This window comes from Citrobacter sp. BDA59-3 (assembly GCF_015167655.1).
In the GTDB taxonomy this organism is placed as follows: Bacteria; Pseudomonadota; Gammaproteobacteria; order Enterobacterales; family Enterobacteriaceae; genus Phytobacter; species Phytobacter diazotrophicus.
In genome coordinates this window covers 4145216-4157300 of sequence record NZ_CP063427.1, presented here as the reverse complement: position 1 = coordinate 4157300, position 12085 = coordinate 4145216, and the positions used below count along the sequence as shown (strand labels likewise).

15 protein-coding genes are annotated in these 12085 nt (G+C 53.2%); 1 reads left to right on the top strand and 14 read right to left on the bottom strand.

Annotated elements, in window-relative coordinates:
• Positions 1-10: 10 nt before the first annotated feature.
• On the top strand, positions 11-358 hold the full coding sequence (gene rplS / locus IP582_RS19510) for a 50S ribosomal protein L19 (protein ID WP_006178051.1): 348 nt from the start codon (positions 11-13) through the stop codon (positions 356-358).
• A 168-nt stretch (positions 359-526) separates the two neighbouring features.
• Here the strand turns inward: rplS and IP582_RS19505 are convergent, their stop codons facing one another.
• From IP582_RS19505 to IP582_RS19440, 14 genes are all read right to left on the bottom strand, one after another.
• Positions 527-745 (bottom strand): ogr/Delta-like zinc finger family protein, encoded by a 219-nt coding sequence (locus IP582_RS19505; protein WP_193794178.1) that lies wholly within the window; start codon positions 743-745, stop codon positions 527-529.
• Positions 746-812: 67 nt separating this feature from the next.
• Positions 813-1913 (bottom strand): phage late control D family protein, encoded by a 1101-nt coding sequence (locus IP582_RS19500; RefSeq protein WP_193794177.1) that lies wholly within the window; start codon positions 1911-1913, stop codon positions 813-815.
• Entirely contained in the window at positions 1910-2407 is a 498-nt protein-coding gene (locus IP582_RS19495) for a phage tail protein (RefSeq protein WP_193794176.1), read from the bottom strand. The genes IP582_RS19500 and IP582_RS19495 overlap by 4 nt, the downstream gene beginning before the upstream one ends.
• Positions 2404-5643 (bottom strand): phage tail tape measure protein, encoded by a 3240-nt coding sequence (locus IP582_RS19490; RefSeq protein ID WP_193794175.1) that lies wholly within the window; start codon positions 5641-5643, stop codon positions 2404-2406. The genes IP582_RS19495 and IP582_RS19490 overlap by 4 nt, the downstream gene beginning before the upstream one ends.
• Positions 5636-5755 carry a GpE family phage tail protein gene (locus tag IP582_RS19485; RefSeq protein WP_193794174.1) on the bottom strand — a complete coding sequence of 40 codons (120 nt, stop codon included), beginning with the start codon at positions 5753-5755 and terminating at the stop codon, positions 5636-5638. Before IP582_RS19485 ends, IP582_RS19490 begins: the two co-directional genes overlap by 8 nt.
• A 14-nt stretch (positions 5756-5769) precedes the next feature.
• Positions 5770-6093: a phage tail assembly protein gene (locus IP582_RS19480; protein WP_108700775.1), complete on the bottom strand. Its 324-nt coding sequence runs from the start codon at positions 6091-6093 to the stop codon at positions 5770-5772.
• A 57-nt stretch (positions 6094-6150) separates the two neighbouring features.
• Entirely contained in the window at positions 6151-6666 is a 516-nt protein-coding gene (locus IP582_RS19475; protein WP_193794173.1) for a phage major tail tube protein, read from the bottom strand.
• An 11-nt stretch (positions 6667-6677) separates the two neighbouring features.
• Positions 6678-7850 (bottom strand): phage tail sheath protein, encoded by a 1173-nt coding sequence (locus IP582_RS19470; RefSeq protein WP_193794172.1) that lies wholly within the window; start codon positions 7848-7850, stop codon positions 6678-6680.
• 263 nt (positions 7851-8113) lie between these two features.
• On the bottom strand, positions 8114-8347 hold the full coding sequence (locus IP582_RS19465; protein WP_193794171.1) for a hypothetical protein: 234 nt from the start codon (positions 8345-8347) through the stop codon (positions 8114-8116).
• A 2-nt stretch (positions 8348-8349) separates the two neighbouring features.
• Positions 8350-9612, bottom strand: a complete 1263-nt coding sequence (locus tag IP582_RS19460; RefSeq protein ID WP_108700779.1) for a phage tail protein — start codon at positions 9610-9612, stop codon at positions 8350-8352.
• Entirely contained in the window at positions 9602-10216 is a 615-nt protein-coding gene (locus IP582_RS19455) for a phage tail protein I (RefSeq protein WP_193794170.1), read from the bottom strand. Before IP582_RS19455 ends, IP582_RS19460 begins: the two co-directional genes overlap by 11 nt.
• On the bottom strand, positions 10209-11117 hold the full coding sequence (locus tag IP582_RS19450; RefSeq protein WP_193794169.1) for a baseplate assembly protein: 909 nt from the start codon (positions 11115-11117) through the stop codon (positions 10209-10211). Before IP582_RS19450 ends, IP582_RS19455 begins: the two co-directional genes overlap by 8 nt.
• Positions 11117-11458 carry a GPW/gp25 family protein gene (locus IP582_RS19445; protein ID WP_193794168.1) on the bottom strand — a complete coding sequence of 114 codons (342 nt, stop codon included), beginning with the start codon at positions 11456-11458 and terminating at the stop codon, positions 11117-11119. Before IP582_RS19445 ends, IP582_RS19450 begins: the two co-directional genes overlap by 1 nt.
• Positions 11455-12027, bottom strand: coding sequence for a phage baseplate assembly protein V (locus IP582_RS19440; protein ID WP_193794167.1), 573 nt, complete (start codon positions 12025-12027; stop codon positions 11455-11457). Before IP582_RS19440 ends, IP582_RS19445 begins: the two co-directional genes overlap by 4 nt.
• Positions 12028-12085 lie beyond the last annotated feature (58 nt).

Genomic DNA, 12085 nt, shown 5'->3' with positions numbered 1-12085 from the left:
AGATTAAATTATGAGCAACATTATTAAGCAAATTGAACAAGAACAGATGAAGCAGGACGTACCTTCCTTCCGTCCGGGTGATACCGTGGAAGTGAAAGTATGGGTTGTTGAAGGTTCCAAAAAACGTCTGCAGGCATTCGAGGGCGTGGTTATCGCTATTCGTAACCGCGGTCTGCACTCTGCATTCACTGTTCGTAAAATTTCCAACGGCGAAGGCGTTGAGCGTGTCTTCCAGACTCACTCTCCGGTAGTTGACAGCATTGCTGTTAAACGTCGTGGTGCTGTACGTAAAGCTAAACTGTACTACCTGCGTGAGCGCACTGGTAAGTCTGCTCGTATCAAAGAGCGTCTTAACTAAGATTCGCTTTCGCGACATCCAAAGTTATTGTGTAAAAACAAGGGGTTGGCTTCGTGCCAGCCCCTTTTTTATTGTGGTATGTCCACAAATTGCCCACAGAAACTGTGGACGGTGGACTCTGTGGACACCGGGTTCAGCTATAAAAAAACCCGCTTTCGCGGGTCTCTTTCAGAATGACATGTGCGTTTGCCCGCCGGATTTCGGGTGAGGTGGGGCGGTTGTTACCAGAGTGGGCTTATTAATCGATCTGACGAATGTCTCATGCGTGACAAACGTATGACCGCATTCCACGTTCTGGCACTGGTTGTAACGTTCTTTCGTTTGGGTGGACACCTGAAACGAAGACCGGGTGTGCGCGGCACTACCGCAAAGCGGGCAATTCATCATAACAGGCATCTCCATTTTGCATTTTTGAGAATATTACTCGTTTAACTTGCAAAGTTAAACCGCTTCGTTATTCCATATCCAAATCGGAAATTTTCACTTCCAGTTCTAGCGCTGTGGTAAAGCCGCTGTCATTAATCGTGTTAGTGACAGTTGTGATAATCCAATCGGCGGTATCAATGACCGGTTTGAACCCGGAAACTCTGACGGGCTGCTCTGGGAAAAGCTCTTCGCGACCCATAGCAAGGGTAATAGAAAATGATGCGACACCGCGCTGGATACGCGACCAGTGCTCTTTTGCTGCACGTTCCGCATTGCTCTTGTTGGCGTAAGTACGACTCAGGACCAGGACATTTTCATCACTGCCAACCAGATACTCACCCTGTTTAGCCTCAGGCGTTTTAGTTTTGGTCGTGGTCTTCCTCCGTCGACGGCGCTTAACCTTCACTGTCGGTTTCTTTTTGGCTTCCCTGGTATGAAGCCAGGATGCCACTACGCCCGTATAGGCGCTACGGTCGATAATGCTGAATCGGTGCTGATCACCAGAGCTGCGGGTGATGGTGGCGACCGGCAGTGCCTGACCACTGGCAGACTTCCCCTGGCCCTGCCGGATGAACATCAGATTCCCGGATTTTACTGCTGCTATTGCCCCGTACATCTTCGCGAGGCGCGCCAGGAATGACCCGTCAGATTCATTTGTCTGGTCGATGTGATCCACTTCCTGTGCCGCAATATCCTTACCCACAGCGACTTTTAGCTTATGCCGGGCGGCTATCTCCTGCATAACCTGGCCTATTGTCGTTTTATGCCAGGATTTCTCCCGTTTGATATTGAGCGTCTGCCGGAAATCGGCACTGCGAGCGCGCACGCTGATGCGGTCCGGCGCTCCGAAGTGCTCGATCTCATCAACGGTAAAATCCCCTTTGACCTCCAGTGCCTGACCTTTCCAGCCCAAGGCCAGTGAAAGTACCGCGCCACGAACCGGCATTTCCAGCAGGCCGTCGGCGTCGTCCAGCTCAATGTCCAGCAGGTCGGCTTCAAATCCGCGGTTGTCAGTGTGCGTCAGCGAGATCAGCCGGGGCGAGAGATCGGCGGTAATGTCTTTATTGCTGACCCGTATCCGATAATCTGGCACGACTTCAATTCCGGACAACATTGTCATTTCTGTCATTGCAGAAGACTCCCGACGCTATTTGTTACTGAACTTGCAGCGTTTTTGGCGGCACTTATAGCGTTATCCTTGAGTTCTGAAAGCTGCCCTGACAGGTCCCCGAGCATTTGTGTCAGTGATTCGTCCATCCGGGTTAGCTTGATAGTGAAATCTATTTTGCGCGGCGCACCGCTGCTGACCTGGTCGGTTTCTGTTTTGCCTATTTCGGAAATAACAAACATACCGTAAATCGTCCCGTCACCACGTATCAGCGGCCAGCCGCGCCCGGTTTCTGCCATTTGCTCCAGCACAAGCAAAGACAGCTTGCCACCAGTTACCGACGGCATCAGCACGCCGGACAGTGTGATGCTGTCGGAATCCGGCCCCAGGAATTGCATCGTCGGGCGCTTCCCCACTCGGTTGTTACTGGCGTGCCGCCATTGCTGTTGTTGCTGCAACTGCTGAAAGGGTATTGTTTTCAGCATAAACACAAAGAACCCCAACACCATCATCATGAAAAATCTCCCGTATCACTGTATCTGCCACGACGTGCGGCTGCCTCTCTGCGTTGCGTGTCTTCCAGTTTTCGCAGTACCCGGTCAACCAGGTCATCTGCGCTTTCGCCGGGTAGTTGGTTAATATGGAAAACTGCCTGAATTGGCGCAGGCTGAATGAACCCGTTAGCCTGACTACCACCATGTGCGGGAGTCGATTCCCGGTATTCACTGACGGGCAAGCTGAACGGATGCAGCGGTTTAGCGGCGACGGGTTGCGCAAGACTGCCCATCGCCAGCACCGTTGCGGTAGCTATAGCTGCCGCACGGTTCCGGATGCCCGATGAATCGTCTGGTAATGACGGCATCATTAACGGGGCGGCGCTGCGGGTTTCTGCCTGGAGGCGAAGCGGGGCTAGCATTCGCGCAGCGGTTAGCTGAGACGCATCACCGTTGTTATAGGCGCTGGCCGCAGCAACGGCTAACGCTGCCGTTTTGCGGCGGCTGGTGATGTTTGCCGGGCCGTTTACCAGCTCCGGGCCATACTCGCCGACAATGCCAATCTCGCCTGATGGAATAAAGCCGCCGTTGTCATGCATTGGGATTTCATACGGCTGGTAGGTAGTTTTCCCGGGTGTGGTAATACCGTAATTGCTGTAACCACCCGGCGCTGGAATCGGAGAAGGGCCAGGCCTGGTGCTTTCATCCACTTTTGGCAGATTCGTTGATTTCTCCTGAACAATCCCAAGCTTTTCAAGCAACCAGCTTACGCCCTGCTTGAGCGTGTCCAGCGGATGCATGACCATATTCAGACCGTCTGCCAGCGCCTGACCAAACGCCCGGCCCATTGATGCGGCATTGTTCAGTTCTTCTGCGGTGGACTTTACCGGCGTCAGCAAATCACGGAACCAGCCGAACAGCGCCTGAACCTTGTCACCTATCCACTGAAAGACAGGCCGGACAGGGGCAAATGCCTGTTCAATAGGTGCGGCAGCGGCTTTGAAACCCTCGACGACACCTGACAGAAATGCGCTGATTGGCTCCCAGTATTTCCAGACGACCAGCGCCACCGATGCCAGCGCGGCCACAACCAGCCCTATCGGGCTGAGCAGGATTCCCAGCACGGTTGAAATACCCATCAGTGCAATGCGCAATACTGCTATGGGGCCTGATGCCAGCACACTCAGAAGACGACCCAGAGAACTCAGCGGGTTGAGAAAAACACCCAGGACGGCAGACAGACCGGACATCGCCCCACGGAAAAGAGAAGCAGGCACGCCCGCAATCGCTGACAGGGCATTTCCGGTAACTCCGGCAGTGGCACGCAGCGCGGTCAGCGGTGCGGTCAGTAATCCGGTGCTACCCGACGCACCACGTAACCCGCTGCGTAAGACTTTCAAAGGGGCCGATCCCAGCCAGGACAGAATGTTGCCTGTTCGCTGTGCCGCCGCCGAGAGCACCGGCAGTGATTTGATACCGAGAATATTCAGACTCAGCCTGGCCAGCGCCAGCGGGCCAAGTACGGCAGCAACTGCGATGCCGAGCGTACCCAGTACTACCAGCAGCACCGCCACGGCAGCGGTGGCTTTCATGATTGCGCCAGCCAGTTCCGGGTTAGCTTCAATCCATCGCCGGACAGTACCGGTGACGGATTTCATCATTTGCATGATATCCATCAGTGGGCCGCGCAGCGTCTCGCCCAGGCTGCTCATTGTGTTTTGGGTGCCTGCCTTGACCAGCATCCATTGCGCTGAAAGTGAGTCTGCGTTGATGTCAGATTCTTTTTGCATCGACCGTTCGGAAGCTTTCCCTTTGACTAGATCAAGCTGCTTGTACAACTCGTCCATGTTGTTTGCCAGCTTGCCCGCAGCCGTACCGTACTCTTTACCAAATAGCTGCGTCAGCACGTTCATTTGCTTGTCTTTTGGCAGCTTCTTAACCATTTCCATCACTTTAATAATCGTGCCCATGGCGTCGACTGTCATCGCTTTTTCTAACTTTTCGGGCTTCAACTTAAGCGCATCCATACCGTCCATAAACCGATTAGACTGCATGCTGGCAATGGATAATTCGCGCACCATGGCGTTTGCTGCTGTGGCAGCCACTTCCGGCGCGGCACCCAGGGTCAGGAATGTGGAACCGAGCGCTGCCGCTTTTCGAAAATCGAGCTTGTCAGCGACGCCGCCCATGCGCTGCATGACTTCGATGATGTCGGCACCTTTGGACATGGCGTTATCGTCCAGATAGTTGATCACGTCTCCGAGCTGCTCGATGTTTTTTATCGGAACTTTGTATAGGTTTGCGATTTTTCCGAGGTTTTCTGCCAACTGGTCGGCGGGTAACTCAAACGCGGTTGCCGCTTTAGCAGACACCGAGGCGAAATTGAGCAAATCTGTTTTCAGCTCCTCCCACGTTTTTGCATCTTTACCGATCCCCATACGCGCCCCACCTTCAACGAGGGATGCATAGTCAATCGCGCCGTTTTGCATTGGCAGTTTTTCGGCGGCAGCCTTAATTTCCTTCTGCATTTCATAAAATTGCGCGGTGCGATTGCCTTTGTCGTCGCGCAAGCCGTTAACCTGTTTTGCCACACCTTTCATGGCATCTTCAAAGCTGGCGTAGTCTTTCACTGCGGCGACGACCGGCGCACCGATCCCCACGCCCGCCGCCGTGGTTGTTGCCGATGCCCCGGCGATGCGGTCCCTGACTTCCAGCGTCTTGCTGTACTGGTTACGGGCATTTGATAAGCGGCGCTGCTGTTCCCCGGCGCGCTTTAGCCTTGATTCCTGCTCTGCCAGCTCTGTATTAAGCCGTGCGGTCTGCGTCCTGATTTGTTCCGTTGCGCCCGCTGCGTCTTTTGACGAAATCCCCATGCGGTAGAGTTCGGCGCGGAGCGTGCCGAGCTGCTGCGCCTCTTTCTCCTGCTGGGTTTCCAGGCGTGAGACGGCGCGCCACTGGTCATCAACGGCTTTGGTCTGTTTCTTTGTCGGATTTTCCAGCCCGGAGAGTTCGCGCGTCATCATCTGTGCGCGCAGGCGGGCTTTTTCCAGCTCGGTATCCAGGCGACCAATCGACGTTGTCAGCGTGCCGATGCTGTTCAGTTTTGTTCCGGCATCGTCGAGGGATTTCAGCGCATCGCAGGACGCTTTGACGGCGGCAGCCAGCTCTTTTGTGCTGGCGCGCGCCTCTTTGAAAGGGCGGGTCAGTTTATCGACCGCGCTTAAAACTACCTGCAACCGGAGATTCTTATCACTCATCTGATGCCCCGCTACGTAAAATCGCCTTATGCCGCCACTCCAGCAACTCGGTGAGTGACATCACGTCCGTAACGGGTGGCGTCCAGTGAAAGATGGTGGCGATGTCTGCCACCAGGTCTTCTACCGTCAGGCTGTCGGGGAATCGGCAATCACCGATTTCTTCAACAAAAAATAGACCACCTCAACGGACAGAGTGAGCAGATCTGCCGGGTCCATCTGATTGATTTCGGCGGGCGTCAGGGCAGGGGTTGTGACGCGAGGCAATACAACAGTCATTGCGTTTACATCCATATCCATCAATGCCTGTAAACGAGTACCTCGCAATGCGCCCGCCTGGGGTTTGCGGATCACTACGCTTTCGATAAGCTGATTACCGCGTTGGATAGGAGTGTCGAGTTCAACGTTTTTTTCAGTTGAAATAACAGTTACATCAGCAGTTTCGTTTTTCATTTTTTATTCCATTCAGAAAACAGAGAATATGCGGTGCGACTAAGCGCACCGGAATTATCAGAGGCCAAGCGCGCTACGATGCGCTTCCATCAGATCGACGCCATTAACGATTTCGACCATATTCAACACGTCCACCTCATAGCAAACCTCACCGTTAATGGTCAGTTTTGCGTATGTATTGACGCTGGATACCTTCGTCGTGTTGCTTTCGCCGGTTTTCAATTCGCCACCGTCGATCTCTTTATGACGACCACGCACGACTAACTCCACGGCCTGTACTTCGGCGGTATCGTCACGCTGGATGGACCCGGTAAAGCGCAACTGAATACCGTCGGCTGTTGCTATGCCCATTTGCTTGAATAACAAAGCCTCCATGCCTCCGATAGAAAATTCAGTGTCCAGCGCGCCGTCATCCAGCCCCATGTCGATGTCGACCGCGCCAGGCATACCGCCGCCACGGTATTTCTCAAATTTGCGTGTAAACTTTGGCAGCGTTAACGACTCGACGATCCCCTGCCAGTTGTTGCCGTCGTTGAACAAATTCAGGTGTTTTAACTTGCGAGGTAATGCCATGTGCTTTCTCCTTACGCGCTGACCTGGCTTGCGAAATCAACCAGGTACTGATCGGTGATACGCTGGCGCAACATCAGATTTTCCAGCGGCGGGACGGGGGTATAGTCATAGTCGATGGTGAGTTTGCCCGCCTTGAGCGTGTCTTTGTCGTTCACGGACTCATCCAGCCAGGCGTTAGCCCCGATGATGTATCCCTGGCCCACGAGGCTGCGGAATTTCGCACGAATACCTTCAATGATGTCGCGGGCTAGAGACGGGTTCAGTGGTTTATCCACCGCCCACATATGCGCCTCTGCGATGGTGTCCGCGATCACCTGCGCGGTGCGGGTATAGTTTTCAAAGGCGAAGAGTGGATCATCACTCAGGCAGCGGGAACCCCAGAAGCGATAGCCGTCCTGACGGATTAGCGTGGTGATGTCGTTCTGGTTCAGCAGACCGGCATCCGTCGCCGGGTCCTGTAAATCCCAGAAAACATCGGCGCTGATCCCGGTTACTCCGTTTACTGCGACATTGGACAGGCTCTTATGCCAGCCGGTGTCGTTATCGATTTTTGCCCGCATACCGAGTGCGCGGGCGGTAGCGTACGCCGTGGCGTCTGCCTGTGTTACCGTGTCGAAATTGATGAAATCAGGCCAGATCAGCATACCTTCGCGCTGTCCGAAGTTGGCACGGTATGCGATCACCTCCTCGACAGTTTTGCAACCATACGCTGAAAGGTAAGCAAAACCGCGTAAGCTCTGTGCAACACTCAGCAGTTCTGTTGCAACAGCCTGGGTATCATGACCGGGTACGCCGAGAATGTGCGGTTTCACCCCGCACTTGGTCTTTGCTGCCAGTAGCGCTTTCATGCCAGTACGTTTACCTTCGGCGGTCACACCACCGATGATATTCGCCGTGGTCTCGGCTTCGGTTTCACCCTGGGCAACGCGTACTACAACGGTCACGGGTTTGGTCTGATCGGCAATAGCATCCAGCGAGCGTGCCAACGTGCCAGATTCACCCGCTTTACCGCTGGCGGTCAGTACATCGGTGAGAAGTACCGGTGTGTTTAACGGGAATGTTGATGCATCGGCGTCGTCTGCTGTGCAGACCATACCGACAATTGCGGTACTGACAGTTGTAATTGAGCGAGTTCCGTCGTTGATTTCCGCAACGCGGACGCCGTGATGATAATCCTGAGCCATTTAGCGAATCTCCACATGTGGTGTGCTTCGCTATGTTGAAAGGTGCGCCTGAATTGCGCATCTGCGTGGCATTGTGTGGGCTTTCGTACAATGGGAAACTGCAGCATTGTCATTTTTAGCCGTGGCGGCCAGCGTATCGAGCACCGTCACTTTTGACTATGCTGCAGGATGCGCCGAGCGATAAATGCGCCTATTTCCGTGAGATAAATGGCATCGCTGCGGCGTTTCAATATTTGCAAAAGAATTACAGTCCTACCGCGATGTTATTCCACTGGATATCTGAATGGTGCATCATATGCGGTGACGTACTCATGCAACTTTGGCGGGTATGTCACCGATGCCTTATTCCCTTCAACGGTAAAAGTATCCGCTCCCCAGATAACAGCTTTCCTCAAGAATGCTTCCACTTCCGGTGATACCTCTAGTGCATCATCAGGACGATCCTGTTCAGATATATAAAAACCCACCGTCGTCGGGCTGAAATAGTTATTTCCCATAGTTAATACCCTATTGATTCAAAGTGCACAGTCGGAATTTCACCAAGATTTGGCGTCGTATACGCTACGGTAAATCTTGCCCTGGAGACATCAGTGCCTGAGTCGGTATCCCTGTGTGTTGAAATTGATTTTCCGGCCATGGTTGCCTGATTCGAATAGGTGTAACTGGCTAATGTAGCTATCGTTGCTATCTGGGCATTAGGAAATAATCGCGGAAAGTTAACTCGATAATAGTGTGTGTAATATGTCACCCCTCCCAGAACCTGCGGGTTGAAGTTGCCTACTGGTGCCAAAGATAAAGTGCCTACTTGTCGAATCATACCATTAGGGAGAATATCCCAGGCATTTTGCCCGTTTCGTGAAAAGTCAAAAGCTGACATGTCAGGGAGTTGATTTGCACCTGTGCCGACACCTCGTTTTGCAGCATCACCCAGGCCAAGATATGTAAGGAGCGCTGATATGGATTTCCCTGATAATGCGGTGAGGGTATTGTCCAATGGTTGTTTGCCTGCCAGCGCATTTGTAATTGTAGTCGCAAAGTGAGGATCGTTACCCAGCGCTTCTGCCAGTTCATTCAGTGTGTCGAGCGCTGCTGGTGAACTGTTGACAAGCTGCGCGATGATGGTCCGGACAAATGCAGTGGTGGCAAGCTGGGTACTGTTGTTACTGGACTCTGGCGTCGGTGCTGTCGGGATGCCGGTAAAGGTGGGTGATGCTTTGCGTGCATATTGAGTGTGTGGGTCTGGTGCAGCAATGTGTTTAGACATCAGGTCATCGACATAGACTTTCACTACAATAATCTGGTCATCAACATATTGGCGGGTAGCCAATACTACGGACGGGTCTATTTTCAGTGTCACAGCGTCAGTACTGCTGACGATCAGCACCATGCGTATAACCTGTGTACGGCCTGACCCCTCAGAAAGCACTGGCTTGTATGTTTCCGCGCAGTTAGCAACTGCGATAAGTTCTCCCGCGTCGTCATACAGACCAATTTCACGTATCCAGAAGCCACCCTCATCTTCCGGGATAATCTGCTCTGCAATAATCTGGCTACTGTTCAATGGGTCGATACTCAGTGAGTTAACCACAGCACGACGGCGCTCATTGACCAGTTTTGTCTGTGATGAAGACGGGACCGGTAGAAAACCGCCGCCGTCACCTATCGCCATCTGGGTGATTTTTACCTGTGTCCCCAGCGCTGTAGCCTGCGCAATTTTTACCGCGCCGCGCTCGGTTAACAGTGCGAAATATTTAGACGCCATTTTGTACCCTCATCGTATCGATTGTGTGGATAGCCGCACCTGTCCACGGCGTACCGCCGACCTGAATTGTTTCCGGCATGTAGGGGTAAACCGTCAACGTTTCGCCGGTATAGCACCCAACCCCTGTGTTTATTTTCCCCTGGCTTTGCAGATTTATACTCATACCCAACATGTGCCGGGAGCATGGTTTTGCATCACTTATCAACCGTTCCAGTTCGGCATACGTTTCTTCTGAAATACCCTGTTCCTGAACACCGATATCCAGCCTGAACGTGCCAGGCGGGTCGCCGTTCTGCCACCATTCAATTACTCGGATGAGGAAGCCAAATGGCTGAACCACACGGCGGATAGCGCTGATGGTGCCTTTGTGCTGATGAATATAGAAAGCATCCTGAATAACCTGGCGTTTTAAACTTTCTGACCAGCTTTCATCCCAGCGATCAACCGAAAACGCCCAGGCGAGATAGGGCAAAAAGCTGGCGGGACAGGTCGCCGGGTTCCACAGATCACGTAACGGGACATCCAGCCCGCTGATACCACTGCATACCTGTGCTAAGCGACGCTCAAGCGCGCTGGAGCCGGTTGGTAACAAACTGTTATTCATCTGTGCCCCCGCCTGTTACCGACCAGTCTGTACACCATGACGCCTGCGTTTTATCCAGCACCACGTCGGCGGCTGGAAAAGTCAGTTCGACGCGCTGCACTCCCTCAACGTGTAACGCTGCGTAAATTGCTGAACGTCGGATATCGCGCCCCAGGCGCTGCACACTGGCTATATAGCTCTGGAGCCTGGTTTTTGCGGCGGCAATGATGGGTTCAGCTTCTGGCCCAGGGTAGAAATAGAGCGTGGCTGCAATTTTATAGGGCACAATTTGAGCGGCCTGGACTATGAGACGATCAGCAACCGGCCTGATAGTCTCGTCATTCAAAGCCGCTGCAACAGCATCGACGAGATCAGCGGGTGGCGTTCCGTCACCATCGCGACCCAGTACGGTTACAACAACCTGTGCAGGTGCTGGGCTTGTTGCTGTTACGTCTGCAACGCGTCCATCGGCGCTACGTGCATGAAACTCGTAAGCTGCGGTTGGTCCGGCAACTGAAAGGCCTTCAAATGCGGATTGCACGCGAGCGCGCAGATCATCATCAGCCTCCATCACTGCATCGACCGGCGGTACTGCCGCTGTATCGGCTGGCGTAACTGTCAGTCGTTCAACGTTGAACAGGGCGCCGAGCTGGTCAAGGTCTGTATTCAGTGCATAGGCCAGCATGACCGCCTGTGCCGCTTCGTTGATACGCTGTCGTAAAAGAATTTCACGGTAAGTGTTTTCCTGGAGGATTTTCACCATTGGTTCAGATTCCAGTGCCAACGCTCGTGTAACGGATTCTTGCTCATCTCGCGGATAGAGCGCGATGAGTTCCGCTTTACGCGCAGCCAGCAGGATTTCAAAATCCGGGACGTCGATGATCTCCGGTGCGGGCAACTGCGATAAATCTACTGTGCTCATCAGACCCCCACATCAACACTGACATTCAACGGCGAGCCGTCAGCGCGCCAGCCTGTTAACTCAATAACCATCTTTCCGTCTGCCGTGGTCTCGATAGAAATGCTGCTTAATCTGATGCGTGGCTCCCATTGATTCAGTGCGCTGTAGACTGCCGCATACACACGCAGTCGGTTTGCCGTGTTCTGGGGGGAATCAATGAGGGAAAAAAGTAAGGAGCCATACTCGCGGCGGTTAATGCGTGAGCCTACCGGTGTAATGAGAATATCGCGCACAGACTGGCGAATGTGCTCCAGATCGGTGATAGCAGCGCCGCTTTGTTGGTTCATGCCGAGATACATCATGCCGGGCCACCTGTATTTGAACCACCGCTGCTTACACCCCCGTGTGTATGGGTGTGAACAACGATGCCATTAGATGACATGTTGCCGCCGCTCTGCTCTACCGTGCCGTTAATGCTCGTTTTGGCTGCCGAAATTTTGAGATTTGTTGTTGTTATTTCGATACTGTCGGGGGCGTTAATAACCACACTTGACGCGGCTTTGATTAACCATTGACCCGTCTCAGGCTCATACTCAAGCCAGCCCCCATCAGGAAATGACATCACCATCGCCTCTTCCGATGTGGAAGGGGGAGGAGCGTCGTTGGAATAGATGCCCGGCAACACAAACGCCGTGGTGAGATCGCCGCCAATCGATAGCAAAAGTACCTGCTCGCCAACGGACGGTTTCCACCATGTGCGTGATTTACCCGCTCGCATAGTGAGCCAGTTCAGCCAGTTTGTTTCGAGATCGCCTGTCTGTACGCGGCATAACCATTCATCGGCGTCAACTTCTGTCACAACGCCGATGCGTACGATATTGAGTAACAGGCGATATAACTCAGCCAGGGAGTTTTCAGAGTTCGGTTTCATAATGATGAGTATTCCAGTAGGCAGCAGGCACGTTTAGTGCCTGCCGTTGTAGGAAAAA

Bases quoted from the DNA above. Each gene is read 5' to 3' on its own strand.
- rplS (WP_006178051.1), top strand. From the start codon at position 11: ATGAGCAACATTATTAAGCAAATTGAACAAGAACAGATGAAGCAGGAC.
- IP582_RS19505 (WP_193794178.1), bottom strand. From the start codon at position 745: ATGATGAATTGCCCGCTTTGCGGTAGTGCCGCGCACACCCGGTCTTCG.
- IP582_RS19500 (WP_193794177.1), bottom strand. From the start codon at position 1,913: ATGACAGAAATGACAATGTTGTCCGGAATTGAAGTCGTGCCAGATTAT.
- IP582_RS19495 (WP_193794176.1), bottom strand. From the start codon at position 2,407: ATGATGATGGTGTTGGGGTTCTTTGTGTTTATGCTGAAAACAATACCC.
- IP582_RS19490 (WP_193794175.1), bottom strand. From the start codon at position 5,643: ATGAGTGATAAGAATCTCCGGTTGCAGGTAGTTTTAAGCGCGGTCGAT.
- IP582_RS19480 (WP_108700775.1), bottom strand. From the start codon at position 6,093: ATGAAAAACGAAACTGCTGATGTAACTGTTATTTCAACTGAAAAAAAC.
- IP582_RS19475 (WP_193794173.1), bottom strand. From the start codon at position 6,666: ATGGCATTACCTCGCAAGTTAAAACACCTGAATTTGTTCAACGACGGC.
- IP582_RS19470 (WP_193794172.1), bottom strand. From the start codon at position 7,850: ATGGCTCAGGATTATCATCACGGCGTCCGCGTTGCGGAAATCAACGAC.
- IP582_RS19465 (WP_193794171.1), bottom strand. From the start codon at position 8,347: ATGGGAAATAACTATTTCAGCCCGACGACGGTGGGTTTTTATATATCT.
- IP582_RS19460 (WP_108700779.1), bottom strand. From the start codon at position 9,612: ATGGCGTCTAAATATTTCGCACTGTTAACCGAGCGCGGCGCGGTAAAA.
- IP582_RS19455 (WP_193794170.1), bottom strand. From the start codon at position 10,216: ATGAATAACAGTTTGTTACCAACCGGCTCCAGCGCGCTTGAGCGTCGC.
- IP582_RS19450 (WP_193794169.1), bottom strand. From the start codon at position 11,117: ATGAGCACAGTAGATTTATCGCAGTTGCCCGCACCGGAGATCATCGAC.
- IP582_RS19445 (WP_193794168.1), bottom strand. From the start codon at position 11,458: ATGATGTATCTCGGCATGAACCAACAAAGCGGCGCTGCTATCACCGAT.
- IP582_RS19440 (WP_193794167.1), bottom strand. From the start codon at position 12,027: ATGAAACCGAACTCTGAAAACTCCCTGGCTGAGTTATATCGCCTGTTA.